Origin of the sequence: Flavobacterium piscisymbiosum, assembly GCF_020905295.1 — a bacterium.
GTDB classification, from domain to species: domain Bacteria; phylum Bacteroidota; class Bacteroidia; order Flavobacteriales; family Flavobacteriaceae; genus Flavobacterium; species Flavobacterium piscisymbiosum.
On sequence record NZ_JAJJMM010000001.1, the window covers coordinates 5,424,762 to 5,442,883 of the forward strand.

At 33.5% G+C, this 18,122-nt stretch carries 24 protein-coding genes and 1 other RNA gene; 7 read left to right on the forward strand and 18 right to left on the reverse strand.

The window, feature by feature from the left end; translation table 11 throughout:
- Nucleotides 1-180: 180 nt before the first annotated feature.
- Entirely contained in the window at nucleotides 181-375 is a 195-nt protein-coding gene (locus LNP81_RS22845) for a hypothetical protein (RefSeq protein ID WP_055096600.1), read from the forward strand.
- A 6-nt stretch (nucleotides 376-381) separates the two neighbouring features.
- Here LNP81_RS22845 and LNP81_RS22850 read toward each other — a convergent pair whose 3' ends face one another.
- Together LNP81_RS22850 and rnpB are read right to left on the reverse strand one after the other, a co-directional pair.
- Nucleotides 382-1,299, reverse strand: coding sequence for a ketopantoate reductase family protein (locus LNP81_RS22850; RefSeq protein WP_230039587.1), 918 nt, complete (start codon nucleotides 1,297-1,299; stop codon nucleotides 382-384).
- A gap of 228 nt (nucleotides 1,300-1,527) precedes the next feature.
- An RNA gene (gene rnpB, locus LNP81_RS22855) (RNase P RNA component class A) lies at nucleotides 1,528-1,845 on the reverse strand.
- 124 nt (nucleotides 1,846-1,969) lie between these two features.
- On the opposite strand from rnpB, the gene LNP81_RS22860 reads away from it, so the two are divergent.
- On the forward strand, nucleotides 1,970-2,263 hold the full coding sequence (locus tag LNP81_RS22860) for an SH3 domain-containing protein (protein ID WP_230039588.1): 294 nt from the start codon (nucleotides 1,970-1,972) through the stop codon (nucleotides 2,261-2,263).
- Between the two features lie 105 nt (nucleotides 2,264-2,368).
- Here the strand turns inward: LNP81_RS22860 and LNP81_RS22865 are convergent, their stop codons facing one another.
- Nucleotides 2,369-3,163 carry an SDR family oxidoreductase gene (locus LNP81_RS22865; protein WP_230039589.1) on the reverse strand — a complete coding sequence of 265 codons (795 nt, stop codon included), beginning with the start codon at nucleotides 3,161-3,163 and terminating at the stop codon, nucleotides 2,369-2,371.
- A 128-nt stretch (nucleotides 3,164-3,291) separates the two neighbouring features.
- On the opposite strand from LNP81_RS22865, the gene LNP81_RS22870 reads away from it, so the two are divergent.
- On the forward strand, nucleotides 3,292-3,663 hold the full coding sequence (locus LNP81_RS22870; protein WP_230039590.1) for a winged helix-turn-helix transcriptional regulator: 372 nt from the start codon (nucleotides 3,292-3,294) through the stop codon (nucleotides 3,661-3,663).
- Nucleotides 3,664-4,086: 423 nt separating this feature from the next.
- Here LNP81_RS22870 and LNP81_RS22875 read toward each other — a convergent pair whose 3' ends face one another.
- From LNP81_RS22875 to LNP81_RS22910, 8 genes are all read right to left on the reverse strand, one after another.
- Nucleotides 4,087-4,380, reverse strand: coding sequence for a type II toxin-antitoxin system RelE/ParE family toxin (locus LNP81_RS22875; RefSeq protein WP_230039591.1), 294 nt, complete (start codon nucleotides 4,378-4,380; stop codon nucleotides 4,087-4,089).
- Complete coding sequence (locus LNP81_RS22880) at nucleotides 4,373-4,621, reverse strand: type II toxin-antitoxin system ParD family antitoxin (RefSeq protein ID WP_230039592.1); 249 nt, start codon at nucleotides 4,619-4,621, stop codon at nucleotides 4,373-4,375. Before LNP81_RS22880 ends, LNP81_RS22875 begins: the two co-directional genes overlap by 8 nt.
- 203 nt (nucleotides 4,622-4,824) lie before the next feature.
- The gene (locus LNP81_RS22885) at nucleotides 4,825-5,196 is read right to left on the reverse strand and encodes a LysM peptidoglycan-binding domain-containing protein (RefSeq protein WP_230039593.1); all 372 of its coding nucleotides are present in this window, start codon (nucleotides 5,194-5,196) and stop codon (nucleotides 4,825-4,827) included.
- A 7-nt stretch (nucleotides 5,197-5,203) separates the two neighbouring features.
- A complete protein-coding gene (locus LNP81_RS22890) occupies nucleotides 5,204-5,683 on the reverse strand; it encodes a BON domain-containing protein (protein WP_230039594.1) in 480 nt (159 codons plus the stop codon).
- A gap of 178 nt (nucleotides 5,684-5,861) precedes the next feature.
- Nucleotides 5,862-6,335 (reverse strand): hypothetical protein, encoded by a 474-nt coding sequence (locus tag LNP81_RS22895; protein WP_230039595.1) that lies wholly within the window; start codon nucleotides 6,333-6,335, stop codon nucleotides 5,862-5,864.
- Nucleotides 6,336-6,386: 51 nt separating this feature from the next.
- Nucleotides 6,387-6,833, reverse strand: coding sequence for a nuclear transport factor 2 family protein (locus LNP81_RS22900; RefSeq protein WP_230039596.1), 447 nt, complete (start codon nucleotides 6,831-6,833; stop codon nucleotides 6,387-6,389).
- Nucleotides 6,834-6,839: 6 nt separating this feature from the next.
- Nucleotides 6,840-7,148, reverse strand: coding sequence for a hypothetical protein (locus LNP81_RS22905; RefSeq protein ID WP_230039597.1), 309 nt, complete (start codon nucleotides 7,146-7,148; stop codon nucleotides 6,840-6,842).
- Nucleotides 7,149-7,292: 144 nt separating this feature from the next.
- Nucleotides 7,293-7,544, reverse strand: a complete 252-nt coding sequence (locus LNP81_RS22910; protein ID WP_230039598.1) for a hypothetical protein — start codon at nucleotides 7,542-7,544, stop codon at nucleotides 7,293-7,295.
- A 385-nt stretch (nucleotides 7,545-7,929) separates the two neighbouring features.
- On the opposite strand from LNP81_RS22910, the gene dnaX reads away from it, so the two are divergent.
- The 3 genes from dnaX to LNP81_RS22925 all read left to right on the forward strand — a co-directional run bounded on the left by dnaX (nucleotide 7,930) and on the right by LNP81_RS22925 (nucleotide 10,345).
- Nucleotides 7,930-9,015 carry a DNA polymerase III subunit gamma/tau gene (gene dnaX / locus LNP81_RS22915; protein WP_065449430.1) on the forward strand — a complete coding sequence of 362 codons (1,086 nt, stop codon included), beginning with the start codon at nucleotides 7,930-7,932 and terminating at the stop codon, nucleotides 9,013-9,015.
- A gap of 257 nt (nucleotides 9,016-9,272) precedes the next feature.
- Nucleotides 9,273-9,674, forward strand: a complete 402-nt coding sequence (locus LNP81_RS22920) for a hypothetical protein (protein WP_065449429.1) — start codon at nucleotides 9,273-9,275, stop codon at nucleotides 9,672-9,674.
- 113 nt (nucleotides 9,675-9,787) lie between these two features.
- Nucleotides 9,788-10,345 (forward strand): acetate uptake transporter, encoded by a 558-nt coding sequence (locus LNP81_RS22925; protein WP_230039599.1) that lies wholly within the window; start codon nucleotides 9,788-9,790, stop codon nucleotides 10,343-10,345.
- Nucleotides 10,346-10,447: 102 nt separating this feature from the next.
- Here the strand turns inward: LNP81_RS22925 and LNP81_RS22930 are convergent, their stop codons facing one another.
- From LNP81_RS22930 to LNP81_RS22960, 7 genes are all read right to left on the reverse strand, one after another.
- Complete coding sequence (locus tag LNP81_RS22930) at nucleotides 10,448-11,026, reverse strand: NAD(P)H-dependent oxidoreductase (protein WP_230039600.1); 579 nt, start codon at nucleotides 11,024-11,026, stop codon at nucleotides 10,448-10,450.
- Between the two features lie 3 nt (nucleotides 11,027-11,029).
- Nucleotides 11,030-12,064, reverse strand: coding sequence for a saccharopine dehydrogenase family protein (locus tag LNP81_RS22935; RefSeq protein WP_230039601.1), 1,035 nt, complete (start codon nucleotides 12,062-12,064; stop codon nucleotides 11,030-11,032).
- Between the two features lie 59 nt (nucleotides 12,065-12,123).
- Entirely contained in the window at nucleotides 12,124-12,684 is a 561-nt protein-coding gene (locus tag LNP81_RS22940; RefSeq protein ID WP_230039602.1) for a Crp/Fnr family transcriptional regulator, read from the reverse strand.
- Between the two features lie 17 nt (nucleotides 12,685-12,701).
- Complete coding sequence (locus LNP81_RS22945; RefSeq protein WP_230039603.1) at nucleotides 12,702-13,283, reverse strand: TMEM175 family protein; 582 nt, start codon at nucleotides 13,281-13,283, stop codon at nucleotides 12,702-12,704.
- A 164-nt stretch (nucleotides 13,284-13,447) separates the two neighbouring features.
- Nucleotides 13,448-14,338, reverse strand: coding sequence for a Ppx/GppA phosphatase family protein (locus LNP81_RS22950; protein WP_230039604.1), 891 nt, complete (start codon nucleotides 14,336-14,338; stop codon nucleotides 13,448-13,450).
- Nucleotides 14,339-14,372: 34 nt separating this feature from the next.
- On the reverse strand, nucleotides 14,373-16,454 hold the full coding sequence (gene ppk1, locus LNP81_RS22955) for a polyphosphate kinase 1 (protein WP_230039605.1): 2,082 nt from the start codon (nucleotides 16,452-16,454) through the stop codon (nucleotides 14,373-14,375).
- Between the two features lie 7 nt (nucleotides 16,455-16,461).
- Nucleotides 16,462-16,947 (reverse strand): SixA phosphatase family protein, encoded by a 486-nt coding sequence (locus LNP81_RS22960; protein WP_230039606.1) that lies wholly within the window; start codon nucleotides 16,945-16,947, stop codon nucleotides 16,462-16,464.
- Nucleotides 16,948-17,444: 497 nt separating this feature from the next.
- On the opposite strand from LNP81_RS22960, the gene LNP81_RS22965 reads away from it, so the two are divergent.
- Nucleotides 17,445-18,101 carry a COG1470 family protein gene (locus tag LNP81_RS22965; RefSeq protein ID WP_230039607.1) on the forward strand — a complete coding sequence of 219 codons (657 nt, stop codon included), beginning with the start codon at nucleotides 17,445-17,447 and terminating at the stop codon, nucleotides 18,099-18,101.
- The last annotated feature ends 21 nt before the right edge of the window (nucleotides 18,102-18,122 follow it).

An 18,122-nucleotide genomic window follows, 5' to 3' on the forward strand; every position in this document is an offset into this window, starting at 1 on the left:
AAGATTAAAACAATACAAACAAATCAAAAATTAAAATATTTTCTTACAAATAAATATGTGGTAAAAATTTCAGCACGAAATAAATATACTGTAAATGATATAAGTTTTAGAACCAATTGTATAACTATTTAAACAACGTACGTAATACATTTGTAATAAAACATTTAAAAACCAAACATCATGAACCTAAAAAGATTTTTCGGAGGATTATTAACCATCCTCGGAATCGTTGGTTTGATTTATACTGCTGTTATATTTGCAGGTACGTCAGGCGAAACGCGAGACATTAAATCATTAATTATTTACGGTATACTAGGTATAGTGTTTTTTATGTCAGGAATTAGTTTAGTGCGCGCCACAAAAGACGAAGCTTAAACTTTTTTAAGACAATAAAACGGTACTTATTTTTTCGTACAGCGGAGTTTTTACGCCATATTTCAAACCTTCTTCGACCACAAATTTTGTCAGCGAAGTTGCTTCTATTTTATTACCTGCCAAGTAATCCCTGTGCATAGATGAAGTCGCTTCTTTAGGCGATTTTTCTAGTTTTATAATAGTCTGGTTTACAATATCATCTGGTAGTTGTAAACCTTTGGCTTTGGCTACCAATTCAATTTCTTTAAGCAATTCGACATAAACAGCTTTAGCATCAGGATTGCTTAAAATCTGTCCAATATTCAAGTTCAAATAAGAAGTGACAGAAGCCAGAGCCGAAATAAATATGAATTTCTCCCAAACCGTTTCTTCAATATTCTCTACCAGATAGCTTTCGATTTTAGCTTTTTGAAAGATGTTTTGTAATTCATTCAATTTTGAAACCGAAGCCGTTTTAGATCCAAAAAACAACTTTTCATAAAAGCCAATTTTCCTGATTGTTCCAGGCGAAAAAATCATCGAAATAATATAAACACAACCCTGTAAAATATCATTTTCAGGAAATATCTTCTGAATACGTTCGGGTGCATCAACTCCATTATACAGCGGAAGAATTACAGTTTCCTTAGAAATACATTGCTGTAATGAAAGCAAACTTTCCTCGATATCATAGGTTTTAGTAGCACAAATTAGATAATCTAAAACGCCAATTTCAGCCGGATTATTCGAAACCAATTTTGGATAAACCACAGTTTCTGAATCATCAGTAATGATCTTCAATCCACTTTCAGCAATTGATTTTTGGGTTTCACCACGAGCGATAAAAATCACTTCGATTTCATCAGATTTGTAATATGCTTTCGCTAAAAGTCCGCCAAAATAACCACCTACTCCACCGAGTCCTAAAATTCCGATTCTTGTCATAAATTCCAATTTTTTAAATTCCAAATTCCAATATATTACGGAGCTGCTTGCGTTCCTTCGACTTCGCTCAGGATGACAAAAATGAGAATAAAAATGCATTTAAATCCGTGCTTTCGCGAAAGCGAATCCATGCCATCAGCGTGTCATTACGCAAAGCGATTAAATTCTAAGAATATTTTTTAGAGAATTATATTCGCGAAAAAAGATTAGAGCGTTTCACAAATATATAAAAAATGCAGACCTATAAGCCGGATTCTGTCCCTGATAAATCAAGGCCTTATCATTTATCTAGATCATGTATTACTACATGACTCAAGCTACCTACCCTTCAACAACGGACGAGAAGCCCTTAAATGCTGATATACTTGGTATTTCACCGCATAGAGTTTACCTGGTTTCACTACAGCATTACCTGTACATACTTTCTGTTGCACTTGTCCTTGCGTTATTTCTAACACCGACGGGTGTTACCCGCTATGCTTCTCTGTGGTGTCCGGACTTTCCTCCCTCCCGATAAATCAGGACGACGATAAGGCGGTCTGCGGTGCAAAAGTAGCGTTTTATCTACTAACAATAATCATTTTAAATTTTAGATTTTTGGCCTATTATCATAATGATTTAATTTTAAATTGGTTATCTTTAAAATCCATAATTTTAAAATTCAATTATCATGATTAGAATGTATCACTACGCAACTGTTTCAAAAGCTCTGGATCAATTACATGAAAAAGGATTTACTTGTGATTTTAATCTAAACTCGGACCTGATTAAAAAAAATCCTGAAAAATTTGAAATTGTACATGTGTATCGATACGAAGGGGAATCAGACCCGGGCGATGAGGCAGTTGTATACGGAATTAAATCAACATCAGGCAAAAAAGGCGTTTATGTAGCAGGCTTCTCAGCCGACTCAGATCAGGAAACGGCAAAATTTTTATTTGATTTAAGCATTAGAGGAAGGTAAATAATAGGTCGCTGAGTTTAAGGTTGCTTAAACTCAGCGACATAAATAATCAACTTACAAACAATCAATTTCTGTGCAAAATTGCTTTTTTATAATTGTTATCATCTAAATCGTAGGAATCGTTCCGCCATCAATTACAAACTCGGTTCCGGTTAGATAATTTGCTCTTGGCGAAACCAGAAAACCAACCAGCTCTGCTACTTCTTCAGGTTGTGCAGGACGGCCAAAAGGAATTCCGCCCAAGGCATTCATCACACTTTCAGTCGCTTCTTCGATTGTACCATTCGAACTTTGGGCAATTCTTTCCATCATTCTTTTTGCCGATGTTGTCATGATCCAGCCCGGAGAAACCGTAAGTACGCGAACACCTTTTGGTGCGACTTCATTCGATAAACTTTTACTGTAATTAATCAATCCCGCTTTTGCGGCCGCATAAGGCAAAGTCGAATCGTACAAAGGCAATTTTCCCTGAATCGAAGCAATATGAATAATTACACCAGACTTTTGCTGAATCATTCCGGGCAAAAAACCTCTGTCTAATCGTACCGGAGCAAATAAATTCGCCTGAAAAGTTTGTTCCCAATCTTCATCCATCAAAGCTCCAAAACCACCACCGGGAGTTTCTGAACTTCCAAGATTATTAATCAGAATATCCAGTTGGCCAAACTTTGCTTTTATTTCGTCAATTACTTTTGCCGAACCGTTTGAAGTACTCAAATCTGCCGAAATAAAATGCAGCTCTTTATTCTCCATCTCAGGTTTGTTTCTTGCCGTAATAATAACCCTTGCTCCAGCATTCAGCAATCGTTCTGCAATTGCTTTTCCCGTTCCTTTTGTACCGCCGGTTACCAAAGCAATTTTGCCTGATAACTCATTATTAAAATTTAATTGTGTTTCCATTTGTTTTGATTTTATAAAGGCAAATTTCGGCAGTACGACCGGTTCCCACAATTACGGAAAACCGAATTGCATAGGGATAAATTTTTCCCCTATTGTGCAGTTTAGAACATTGGGTTAAATTTGTATTTATGTATGAAAGAAAAATCCCTTTGAACTTAAATTGTGGCTTGGATCTGATTGGAGAAGTGCTTTATGGCAAATGGAAGATCCGCTTGTTATGGTTCATCAACGAAGGTTTTCAGCGCCCAAGCGAACTGCAGCGAAAAATTCCTGATGCTTCCAGAAGAGTTTTAAATATCCAGCTAAAAGAACTCGAACAGCACGAATTAGTATCAAAAATTATCTACGCACAAATGCCTCCCACAGTCGAATACAGCCTAACCGATTTTGGAAAAACACTCATACCTATAATTTCTGCTTTAGGAAAATGGGGAGATGAAAACGAAGACCGCTTAAGAACTTCTATTTTAAAGCAACCTTTAAGTGATAGTGATGAATAATATATTTTTTAGGAGCTATTTCCTGCTGTCCGCTATATCTTTTTCTTGCTAAAGAAGCAAGAAAAAGGATGCCGCTTCCATCAGGGCTAGGGCTTTAGGATTTATAAGAAGATTTTAGTGTATTTTGTCATTCTGGTACGTAGGATCACACTCGTAAATCGACAAAGTAATTCTGTAATCTTTGCCACAACACACAGATGACGCGGATTTGCTCGCAAAAACGCGGATTTACACGGATTTTTGTCATGCGAGGAACAAAGCAATCTCATTTGCTGAATTACTTTATGTTTTGATCATGTGTCAGGCTGAGCGAAGTCGAAGCCCACGTTTCAATTGGTGTGCCTTCGACTTCGCTCAGGATGACAAACGTAATGTATAATCTTAAGTCCCCTTATGAAAATGATTGTCTAGCCCCGAAAAACTTTAAAACTTACTTTTCAAATCCATTCTTCCATGAAGAATTCTAATGATTTCAACTTCTTTATTTGAAATAATCTGATAAAAAATTATGTGCTGATTCGATTTAAAACCCAACAATTTTTCTGTTACGTTATCGTATTTTTTGCCGAGACTAGGATTGTCGGCTATATCCTGACATGAATTTAAAAGTAAAAGATAATATTTATCCGCCTGATTTTCTGACCATTCATCATAAGTATAATCCCAAATAGTAGCTAAATCGTCAACCGCTTTATTAGTTAGATAATATTTAGCCATTTTTTCTCTTTGCTTTTAAACTTTCAAGATGTTTTTTGGCATCGAAGTTTTCGGCGCGTCCGCTGTCAATTCCATCCTGAACTGCCTTCTTCAAAATAATTATTTTACTTTCTTCCTCTTCTAAAAGGCGTAATCCGGCTCTAACTACTTCACTCGCGTTTTTAAATCTTCCCTTAGAAAGACTATTTTCAATGAAGTTTTCAAAATGATTTCCTAGTGATATTGAAGTATTTCGTCCCATAGCATTTTATAAATTAATTCAAAGTTACCAATTTTTGGTAATACTTAAACAACGTAGTAAATTTTAATTTTAATTTTATTCAGACTTATAATTCCTCACGAATGACTAAATAAAAAAATCCGTGTCATCCGTGTGCCATTTCAATTCAAAACATAAAAAAAGTCCATCATAAGACGGACTTTCAATAACAACACAAAACTAAATTACGCTGTTGGTATTTTTAGTTTCCAACCTGGCTGAATTAGGTCAGGATTTTTAATTATATCTCTGTTGGCTTCAAAAATTGCTTCCCAGGAAACCCCGTGCGCTTTTCCAATTTTAGATAATGAATCTCCACCTTTTACTGTATATTCAGTAGTTGTTCCTTCGGCAACAACAATATTAATAACTGCATCAGCTGATCTGAAATCAGGATCTATTTTTCCGTAAGCACTCCAAATTTTTTCTTTGTCTTCTGCTGATTTTGCTGTACCGTCAACATACAATACATTGTCTTGTTCTCTTACCTGCAAATTTGCTATTCCTAAATTTGTAGCCAAATCTGTTAACTCTTTGTATTTATCTTTTACACTCATGACTTTCTTATTTAATAGTTAACTTATTCTCTACCTTTTTAGGTTTTAGTTCCTGTACGCTTTTGATCAAATTTGGTAATTGATCTTTTTTGATATCTCCTGTAAGAGTTACAACACCATCTTTTACAGTAGCAGTTACACCACTATAAGTTTTTACCACATCATTTACCGAAGTAGTCAATACACCATCAGCATTAATTTCTACCGGAGCAGTTGTAGCTACAGGTTCCGGAGCTGGAATTTCGCAATTGTTTACTACTGTTTTAACCCCTTTTACTCCTTTTACAATACTTTCAGCGCTTTGTTTTATTGTTTCATCGTTACAAGTACCTGAAATAGTAGCAACACCTTTTTCTACAGAAACTTCAACCCCCGGAAGAGCGCTAATTTGTGCATCAATGTCTTTTTGAATATCTGCATCTTTTGGACCACAAGCCACTAAAGAAACAGCAAGACCCATTCCTAATAAAATAGATTTAATTTTCATAATAGATATTTTTTTTTAATTGATTAAACATTTAAAGTTAACGAATAAATCAGTTATATATTACAAAATAATCTTACATTTTTTATATTATTACCATTTCTTAATATTGGGGAATAAAAAAAGTACTTGGAATTACTATCGTCTTTAAAGAATGACTAAAACTTTTATTCTCATAATTCTATTTATTTAAAATAAACAACAATGATTCTAATTGTTCCATTGACATTTTTACAACAGATTCTACTTCAGATTCTCCATCCGTAATTTTCAATACTGCTTGATTATCCTCTTCATATCCAACTGATTTAAAAGAATACTTTGGAACTGATATTGCAGTCTCCTTTTTTCCATCCTTAAACCAACCATAACTGGCTTCATAAATAACTTTACCATTCAAAATTTCTATAGTCTCTTCGCCATATGTATTCCAAAGTGAAACTCTAAGAAGATAAAAACCCATCAACCCAAATATTCCAATCCCTATAAAATAGCCAATTTGCAATCCGCCTCCGGTCAAAACACTTACAATAGTTCCAACCAAAGGAAAAATAAAAAAGGCAAACGCAAAAAAAAACATTACAATTCTAACTGCCAATGGCGATTTTTTGACTTTAAGATTTAAAGTATTATTTCTAAAATTAAATTGTTGCATATATTATTTTGAGTAAAATGGTAAATAGTAAATGAGATTTTTATTTAAAGTTTACTCATGTTGCGTTACATCATTATATTGCCAGAGCACATTTATAATTTTCCATTCTCCATTGGTTTTTACAATATGCATATAATCTATCCAGGCATCGGCTAATAGTTTTACAGATGCTGTTCTCGCCGAAATATCCAAAAGCTTAATTTCCTTTCTTGGATTTTTCGGGAACTTATCACCTTTTGCATTATAAGTTTCTGCCAGAATCACCATATTTTCTGTAAAGTATTCTGATATATAATCTTTTTGGGCAGCCTTGCTTCTAAAAACTGATCTTTTTACCAAGCGAGGATGCAAAGCACTTTCCATCAATTTTGGGTTTGGAGTATGTTGTGCTTCAATATAAGCCAAAGCAACACGCTTGATATCAAGTGTATCTTGCGCTGTTTGGGCTTGAAGATTAAAAGTGTAAAATGCAATTGTGAATAGTAATAACTTTTTCATCTATATTTATTTAAAATCGTTTTCACTTACTTTTTCATTATAAAAAAGTTCTTCAATTTTTGCCGTTTGAGAATCGGGATCAACTCCAAATCTCATCGTTGTAAAGTAAGTGAGTTTACCAAATGTTTTAAAATCTCCGTAAACGACCGTTGAAAACGAATCTTTTTCACCATTTAAAGTTTCGGATTTGATTAAAAAGGCAGTTTTATTATCAAAATACAGAAACACTGTTTTTCCATTTATGCAGGTAGCTTTTATCTTGTCACATTTTGCTGATTCAAAATCCTCTGTTCCTACATATTCTAATTTGTACAAAGTAGAATCCAGGTAATCTAATTCGTTGAATATATTTTTCTTAAATAATTTGTCTTTAAAATTCTCCTGATCTGCCAGCGTTTTTTCGCCATTGCTTAAATTATAACCTAATTTTCCATCGTACCACGATTTAAAAACGACCCTTTATCCATACACTATTTCAAAACTGCCAACATTGGGTTTCATTTCTTTTACCACCCAATTTGCAGTCCGTCCCTCCATTTGAGTAACCGAATTTGTGTAAAGCGTATTGATACTTTTTATAAATTCTTTTCCCCCAATTGCTTCAAGTTCCTTATTGATAATGGCAACCGCTTTTTCATCTTGCTTTTGAGCATAAATAGAACTCGAAATAAAAGCGAAAAGTAGAACGAAATAAAATTTTGACAGGTTCATTTTAATTAGTTTTAAAGATTAGTTTTTAGAAAAAGTAAAATTGTATCGGATTAAAAATAACACATTTTTTATTACAAAATTAAAATCTCTTTTTTTATCAAGGTTATTAGATTGATTGTCGATAATGATTGCGATCCTTATCCCGAAGTTTCGGGACGCTCAGGAAGACAAGTGTTAAGAAAAAAAATCCGTCAAAATCCGCGTTTTCGCTTTAGTGAATTCGTTTTATCAGCGTTCTATTTCATCACTATTATATTAAAAAATAAAAATTCAAATTCCTTATTGACTCACATTCAAAACAATCAAAATTCCCTTAAATATTTATGATTTTCAGATTTGTGATTTGGTAAATTTCAGCCTATATTTGCTATCGAATAAAAAGAATATGGAACAATTTGTAGTATCGGCTCGTAAGTATCGCCCACAGACGTTTAAGGATGTTGTGGGACAAAAAGCTATTACCAACACTTTGTTGAATGCCATAGACAGCAATCACCTTGCTTCTGCCCTTTTATTTACAGGACCACGTGGAGTTGGTAAAACTACTTGCGCACGTATTTTGGCTCGAAAAATAAATCAGCCCGGATATGATGATCCTAACGAAGATTTCGCTTTTAACGTTTTTGAGTTAGATGCGGCTTCCAACAACTCTGTTGATGATATTCGTAGCCTGATCGATCAGGTTCGAATCCCGCCACAAACCGGACAATATAAAGTTTATATTATTGACGAGGTTCATATGTTGTCTTCGGCAGCTTTTAATGCTTTCCTTAAAACATTAGAAGAGCCGCCAAAACATGCTATTTTTATATTAGCAACAACAGAGAAACACAAAATTATTCCAACCATTTTATCTCGTTGTCAGATATTTGATTTCAAGAGAATTACGGTAAAAGATGCTAAAGAACATTTGGCTGAAGTTGCGAAAAGTCAGGGAATCAATTTTGAAGACGATGCTTTGCACATTATTGCTCAAAAAGCGGATGGCGCAATGCGTGACGCTTTATCTATTTTTGACCGTGTAGTTTCGTACTGCGGAACGAACTTAACACGTCAGGCTGTAACCGAAAACCTTAACGTTTTAGATTACGAAACTTACATTAGCATTACCGATTTACTTTTAGAAAATAAAATTCCGGATCTTTTACTGGCTTACAATGATATTCTTGCAAAAGGTTTTGACGGACATCATTTTATTGCCGGTCTGGCTTCGCATTTCAGGGATTTACTGGTAAGTAAAACTCCTGCTACAATCGCTTTGCTGGAAGTAGGTGAACAAGCACAACAAATGTATGGTGTGCAAGCTCAAAAATGTTCGCAGGAATTTTTATTAAAAGGAATTGATATTGCAAATGACTGCGATTTAAAATATAAATTGAGTCAGAACCAACGCCTTTTGGTTGAATTATGTTTAATGCAATTGGCCTCTATCAGCTTTGATGGAGAAAAAAAAAAGTTGAGCAATTCATAATTCCCCCTACTTATTACAGAAATAGTGGATATTCTATTACTGAAATTCCAACTGCAAAAACCCAAGTTTCAAATACTGGGGTAGAAAACAATACCAATCAAAATAGTAATGTCAATCAAAACGACAATGTTGCTGTAAACAATACTGTCGAAGCGCCGAAAGTTGAAACTCCAAAACCTGAAGTTAGCAACGAACCTAAAATTTCTGCTTTTTCTCTATCGAGTATTCGCAAGAAAAAAGAGCTGGAAGCAGCCAGTATGTCCTACGTAAAGCCAACTTCTGTAATGCCTACGGAAGAATTTACGGAGACTGAAATGTTAGTGCAATGGAATAAATATGCGCAACGTTTGGGTGACAAAGGACACAAAATCATGCAATCGTTACTATTGATTAACGATCCTAAACTAAACGGAACAGTTATTACTTTTGAGTTACCCAACGAAGGTTCTAAATTAGATTTTGAAGGCCAGATTCATGGTCTTTTAGGACATTTAAAAGGACATTTGCACAATCACGATATTACGATTGAAGTGAATGTAAATGAAACTATCGAAATCAAGAGAAGTTTAAACGATCAGGACCGATACAATCGTTTAGTCGAAATTAATCCAAATCTTGAACTTTTAAGATCTACATTTGGGTTAGATTTAACTTCATAATTTTTAGAAGTCCTTCAAACACAATTGAGGATATTTTTTTTCGTTCAACTATATTTTTGTAGTATTTTTTCTATATTTTTGATGTATTAATAATTTTATTAAACCTTAAAAAATTGGAAAAACAACTAGCAAACTCTGCACCGCTAGGTCTTCTGGGTTTTGGAATGACCACAATTTTATTAAACATTCACAATATGGGATTTTTTCCTGTAAGTGCTGTAATCATATCAATGGGAATTTTTTATGGAGGAATCGCTCAGGTAATTGCCGGAATTATTGCGTTTAAGCGAGGGAATGTTTTTGCTGCTACTGCCTTTACGTCTTATGGATTTTTCTGGATTACTTTAGTTGCTATCTGGATGCTGCCAAGTAGCGACATTACAGTTGCAGGACCTACTCCGGAATCTTTTTTAGGATGGTATCTCGCTCTTTGGGGAATATTTACTGCTTTTATGTGGTATGGAACCTGGGGCGGCAGTAAGGTTCAGCAATTTATTTTTCTTTCCTTAACTGTTTTATTCTTTCTTTTAGCCATAGAAAAATGGACAGAAATTGAATCAATAGCCACTTTTGCAGGAGCAATTGGTATTATTTGCGGAAGTAGTGCTTTTTATTTGGCTATGGCCGAATTATTAGAAGAAGTAAAAGGTGAAAAAGTGCTGCCTTATTGATATTATTTTTTGCCACGAATTGCACGAATCTACACGAATTAAATTTAAACATTTTTTAAATGAAAAATTAGTGTTAATTGGCGTAATTCGTGGCAAACTTATTTATTTATTCTTCAATCCTAAATCATATACTTTTTGCAGCCATTTTTCTCTTTGAAAATCTGTTGCTGTTTTTATGATTCCGATGTAAGTTACTTTTACAGGTTTTATGCCGCAGAATTCTAAAGTAGATTTCTTTAATTGATTCACGCTTGGTCTTCCATAAAACAATCTGTAATACCAGCCTGGCTGATCTAATGTGGTGATAATGTGTGCCGTTTTTCCTGTTAGCAATTTATCCCACCAAACTGAGTTTTCGCGATATTGATATGCCATTCCGGGTAAAAACAAACGATCGATAAATCCTTTTGTAATTGCCGGTAAACCTCCCCACCAAACCGGATGAATCCAAACCAAGTGGTCTGCCTTTCTGATTTTTTCCCACGATTCCAGCAAATCCGGTTCTAATTCTGTTCGTTTTTGATAACCAAATTGCAGGTTTGGATTAAAATTTAATGAAGCAATTGTTATAATCTCGACTTCCGCACCGGAAGCGATTACCCCTTTTAGATAAGATTCGGCTATGCCGAAATTAAAACTTGACGGATTTGGATGTCCGTTTATGATCAGTATTTTTTTCATGTTCTATTCGTTTATTTTAAGATTAATGGTACTGTAAGTATTTAAAGCCTCATAAACTTCTTTCGACGAATGTATTTGATGACTAAAGTAAATTCCGCCCGATAAAGTTTCACTCAACATTTTTTCGATATGCAAAACTGTCGAAAAAGCCGTTAATTCAGCTTGACCTTTAATACTTTGCAAGCTAATTCTTTTTGTCTTCTGCTGTGTTTTTATAATTACTTCAAAAATGGTTTGATCGCCATTTCCGCTTGAACCAAAAAGTAGTTGTCTTTCTTTTAAAAACATGATATTAAAAATCTTAAGCGATTGAAAACAACCCATCAAACTGGTTACAAACTTAGAATTGTAGGTCATCTTAACCGAAACAGTTGGTATTTTTTCTATCTGATTTAAAATAAACAAATCCGGAACATCAAGATTATAAACCTGACGTTTCCCAATTCCGAAAGAGAAATTAAATTTTTCGGAATTTAAAAAATGCTTTACATGTTGTGGCTGGTTATTTTTATAAACAATAAAGGGTTTGCATACGTTTTCGGCTAAAAAATTGGCTGAACTTTTTCCTGCCAAATCTTTTACAGAATAATAGATAAAAATATTCGTTTCCTGAATTTTATGCCTGTCAGGCTCCATAAAATCAACGAGACTACCGACGATACCGCCCATCCAGCCCGAACTAAAAACAATTCGGCTATTTATTTTCTGGTTATTTGCCCTGGCTAAATCATACGCAATAGTAAGATCTGGTGTTGGCTTTGTAATATCGATATAGTCTAATTTGTTTTGTATGGCAAACTGCAAAATTTCATTATTGCTATCTTTTGTACACAATACAATCAGGTCGATTTTATTCTGTAGAATACATTCAAACGTTTTTGGATTGGTAACATCAACAATTAAATCTTTGTTCGTTTTTCCTGACTGACGACTTCCTGCAAACAGGTTAAAGTCAGGATTTCTTGCTTCAAGAATTCGTAATATGACTTTACCTACTAAGCCGGTTCCGCCAATTACTAAAATATTTTTTCTCATCATTATATATTGTTTTCAGCAAAAATAATGATGAGATATCTCTCGATAACCAGACAAATGTCCTATAAAATCGCTTTTCGAATACGGCTTAAATGTCTTGGTGTAACGCCTAAATAGGACGCTAAATATTGCAATGGAATGAGCTGCAGGTATTTTTTATGGTTCTTATAAAGTTCTTCATAACGTTGGGTTCCGGATAATTTCTGAAAAGAAATCATTCGTTTTTGAAGTGTTACATATTCCATTTCAGTTAACTTACGTCCTATTTCCTGCCAATGAATGCCTAAGGCATAAAGCTTTTCTAAACTTTCACGGCTTATGACTTGCAACTCTGTATCGGCTATTGCCTGAATATTTTCTTCAGCTACATTTTGCGTTATAAAACTAGAGAATGAAGCCATAAATTCGTTTTCGAAAGCAAAACAATTCGTGATTTCATCGCCCTGATGATTGAAAAAATACGAACGTAAAATCCCTTTATTGATAAAAACAATTTCATTACTAACCTGATTTTCTTGCAATAAAAGTTCTCCTTTTTTGAGTTTTCGAAAAGTAATTAAATCATCGAGCATCTCTAATTCATTTTGAGGTAAAACCTGAATAGATTGAAAAACTGATTTCATTATAAATTCTGAATAGATTAATTTTTAGAAGCAAAGACTTTTTCAATTCTTTTATCAGGGATAAGCCATAACATGGCTACAGCAAAATACGCAGCACCTGAAACCCATTCGTTATAAAACGAAAAGACTATTCCTACGACATATAAAATAGCTGATGTATACCCTTTTAAATCCCTGCCAATCGCTTTTGCCAATACTGAATTTTCGCCTTCGTTTACAATTATAATTCGCTGTAAAATAAAATACGCAATTGCAGATAAAAACAATACGACTCCGTACAAAGTCATGGAAGCTTTGGCAAAATTATGTTCTCCCATCCAGCCTGTTGCAACGGGAATTAGAGATAACCAAAATAATAAATGCAAATTTGCCCAAAGGATTTTTCCGTTTATTTTGGTCATTCCATGAATTAAATAATGGTGATTGTTCCAATAGATTCCAACATAAATAAAACTCAAAATATAACTTAGAAACTTAGGAATAAGTCTTTTTAAATCGGCAAATTCATGTCCTTCAGGAACTTTAATTTCTAAAATCATAATAGTGATAATAATTGCTAATACACCATCACTGAAAGCTTCGAGTCTTGTTTTATTCATTTATTTATATGTTTTTGAGTTATGTTTACAGCTTGGAATATGCTGAAAAAAGTTGCCACGAATTCCACAAATTTACACTAATTTTTTATTCCTATTGAAAAATATAATTCGTGTAAATTTATGGAATTCGTGGCAAAAATATTTTTTTACCTAAAGATCTAATACTAAATCTTACCGTAATACATTGCTTTTACGATTCCGTCTGAAAGTCCAATTTTTGGAACGTAGATTTGGCGTGCGCCACTCCATTTCATGGCGTTCAGGTAAATTCTGGTAGCATGGATAATTACGTCGGCACGATCTGAATTCAATCCTAATTCTGCAATTCTTTGTTCGTAAGTCAATGAATTCAAAAATGCATATTGCGAATTGATGTAAATGTACGAAAGTGGTTTTTCCTGCTGTTTTCCTGACATTTTAAACAACTTGTTAATGTTTCCTCCGGAACCAATTAAAGTCACCTCATCGTAATCTGCCGTATTGGTTTTAATCCATTTTTCGATTTCATCCCAAACCACATCATGTACCATATTATTCAATAAACGAACAGTTCCAGCTTTAAAAGATCTCGAATTGATTAATTTTCCGTCAGAAAACAAAGTAAACTCCGTACTTCCACCGCCCACATCTACAAAAAGATAGGTTTCGTCATTTTTTAATAAATGATGTAAATCAGTTGAAGCAATAATTGCCGCTTCTTTTTTACCATCAATAATTTCGATTTTTATGTCGGCTTTTTTCTTAATTATAGCCACAACTTCTTTGGCATTATATGCTTCACGCATTGCCGAAGTAGCAAATGCCATATAACGTTCTACTTTATGTACTTTCATCAAAAGATTGAATGCTTTCATGGCATCCACCATTCGATCTATATTTTCTTCTGAAATTTCTCCAACGGTAAAGGCATCTTGTCCCAAACGAATTGGCACACGAACAAGCGAACTTTTATTAAATTGTGGTTCTTTGCCATCTTGTTCTACAACATTTGATATTAGAAGCCTCATGGCGTTTGAACCAATATCTATTGCTGCATATTTTTTTATATTAATCATGCTCACTTATGATTTGAAAATTATTCTTTTATTATTAATTTATTTTTTGAGGAACTTGCTCTAACGCTGATACTTTGTTTTGATAATATTTATAGGTTTCAAGTTGCGCTCTAAAAGGGGCATGATGATTTCGAGGTTTGTATTTATTATCTAATTTATAGGAATGGTATCTTACTTTGACATTCCCTTTCCATGCAATATTAAAATTATCTATTAATTCTTTCTTTATTTCAAGATCATAAATCGGACAGGTTACTTCGACTCTTCCGTCAAGATTACGGGTCATAAAATCTGCTGATGAAATATAAACTTCGGTCAAACCGGCATTCCCGAAAATATAAACCCTTGAATGTTCCAGGTAATTATCGACAATACTTATGGCTTCTATGTTTTCGCTCATTCCGGGAATTCCAGGAATTAGTGAGCAAATACCTCTTACCTGAAGCTGGATTTTTACTCCGGCATTACTGGCTTCGTATAATTTATCGATCATTTTAAAATCAGATAAACTATTCATTTTTAACTTAATATGCGTTTTTCTACCGGCTAAAGCGTGCAGAATTTCGCGATCTATTAGCTTAATAAATTTCGTTCTTGTATAATGTGGCGATACAATTAAATGTTTGTATCTGTGCACTCTGTAATTGATATCGAAAAATTCGAATATTTTAGAGATGTCTTTCAAAATTCCCTGATGACAGGTAAAAAGGGTAACATCTGTATAAATTTTAGCTGTTGACTCGTTGAAATTTCCTGTAGAGATAAATCCGTAACGACGTGATTTACCTTCTTCAGTTCTTTCGATTACACAAATTTTGCTGTGTACTTTAAGGCCTTTAATTCCAAAAATAAGTTCGATTCCTTCGGTTTGCATTTGCTCTGCATACGAAATATTCGAAGCTTCATCAAAACGTGCCTGAAGTTCGATTTGTACCGTTACTTTTTTACCATTTTTTGCAGCATTTATCAATGAACTGATTATTTGCGAATTTTTAGCCAAACGATACAATGTAATTTTTATGCTGGTTACTTTTGGGTCTAAAGCTGCTTCACGCAAAAACTTGGTTAAATACGAAAATGACTGATATGGAGCATGTAACAGATAATCTTTTTTGCTTATTTTTTCGAGCATACTTCCTCCCAAACTTAGTCCAGGAATTGGCAATGGTTCATTGGGTTTATAAAGTAAATCGTATCTTCCTAAATTAGGGAAACTCATATAATCACGACGATTATGATATCTTCCTCCGGGAATAATACTATCTGTTTCTACAATTTTCATTTTATCTAAAAAGAAATGCAGCGTATCTTCTTCGATTAAATTATCATAAATAAAACGAACAGGCTCCCCTATTCTTCTGTCTTTTACCGATGTTGCAATTTTTTCGAGCATACTTTTACTCAAATCGCTATCGATATCTAACTGAGCGTCACGGGTAATTTTGATCATGTGTGCAGAAACACTTTTATAATCAAAAATATTAAAGATGTTTTTTAGGTTGTATCTAATTACATCATCGATAAGAATAACGTAATGTTTATCATCGTGAGAAGGCAATACAACAAATCTGTTGATTGTTTTCGGGATTTCGATAACAGCATAACGAACCTCATCGTTTGTATTCATTTCTAAACGAACAGCCAAATACCCCAATGTATCTTTAAGAATTGGGAATTCTGCTAAATCATTTAAAATAATGGTTACTAATTCAGGACTCAATCTTTGATCAAAAAAGTCTTTTAAAAAACATGCCTGATCCGGTGTTATTTCATCTTCATTAATAATTAAAATATTTTCGGCTTCCAGTTCTGTTTCGATATTACCTAATATACGTAAACTTTCAGATTGTTGCTGAATTACAATTTCGGTAATATCTTTAATTAACTGATGTGCAGACACTCCGCCTAAATATTTTTCTCCAGAAATTCCGGAAAGGCTTAATCTACGAATTGCGGCATAACGAACCCTGAAAAATTCATCTAAATTGTTCGAAAAAATTCCAACAAAACGCAGCCTGTCTAAAAGCGGAACCGTATTATCTGCGGCTTCCTGAAGCACTCTCGCATTAAACGCTAACCAACTTTTTTCTCTATCGATATATTTCTGTTCGTACACTTTATTATTATTTTAAATCTTTGGGGAAAATTGTTTTATGGGTTTTACCTTTATTAATTGAGTTCCAACTTTCTGCATCAAACTGTAAAGAGACAAAGCCTGAAGTAGGAACATTTTCGATAAAAACATCCCCAAATTTATTAACAAAATTTGTAATAGCCTCGTTATGTCCAAAAAGAATAACGCTTTCGAAACTATTATCACATGATTTGATAACGTTTTCGAGCTGTTTTTCATCAAAAGTATAAAGATCGTCTTTATAAACGATACTTTCAATAGGATACGAAATATTTTGGGCAAAAATCAGTGCCGTTTCTGAAGCCCGTGCCGCAGTACTACTCCATATTATATAGGTTTTAGGAAGAAAATTTGAAATATTTGCCGATACTTCATGAGCATCCAGGATTCCTTTTTTCATTAGAGGTCTGTCGAAATCTTTTAAAGGAGCTTCCCAGCTTGATTTTGCATGGCGTATTAAAATTAAATTTTTCATAGGCGGAAGGTTTAAAACCTCTTAGGAGGTTAATAATTTTATTGAACTTCTAATTTACAAAAGAAATATTAAACCTCTTACTTTTTTTATTTCTGTTAACATTAAAAGCAAATTTTAACAAGAATTAAAGTTTGTTATACGATCTAAAAACATAACGCTACGATAACATCATATTTATAAAAAAGTGCTCTTCATCTATTAAACCAAACAGTTGGTCGATTGAAGCATATTTATAAAAAATTAACTAAATATCTGATTATTAATCATTTAAAAGTTTTTAAAATTTACGTTTTTAGTCAAAAAACCAAAAAAAGACTACTTTTTTATTTGTTAGAAATGACAAAAAAAAATGCTTTTTAGAGCATTATTTAACAAAAAAAATACACTTCAACGAGTTTTTAGGTTAGTTACGGACAAAAAAAATCAAAATTAAGACCTCTATATAACTTTGATTCTGTTAAAACTTGACAAACACCAAAAACAAAAAACCTAAGCATATGATAACTAAAACTACTCTTGAAAAAGCAGCGAAATTTGTTCACAATTGTAAGTTTATTTTTTCTTTCAAAAAAAACATTTTTCAGAAAAACATTTTTACTCTACTGTTTTGTTTCATTACAGCTATTGCATTTGCACAATCGGGTTCATGCAATTCAGAAATAACAATTGAAGGAGATAAGGAGCAAAAGTACAATGGTTTTGAAACTTCATTTTTACTTCAAATTAAAAACACCGGTACTACTACAGACACTTATCAATTATCTGCAGACAACTTTTCAGGCTTTGTCGAAAACCCGGACGGAAGTTCTTCGCAAAATAATGTTTTAATGAGCAATAAACTGCAGCATAAAAACAATTCGGCACTTAATAAGACCATTACACTTGCTGCGGGAGAGTCTGTAGAATTTTATGTAAAACTCAACTTAACTGACAGTAACAAACTCGACCAATGGAATGGCACTAAGGTGATTGCAACTTCGGGCTCTTGCCCGGAAAGTAAAAGTCAGGTCATTCTTTACACCTACATCCCTCCTAAAAAAACAAAAGGAATTGGTTTTAATAAATCTTATTTCGATTTAAAAAACGCAATGAATTCGAGAGCCGCTTATGTTTTCTTACTACAAAATGTAGTTGCAGTTCGTTTTTTCTCTTAGCATAACCATCACATCAATATT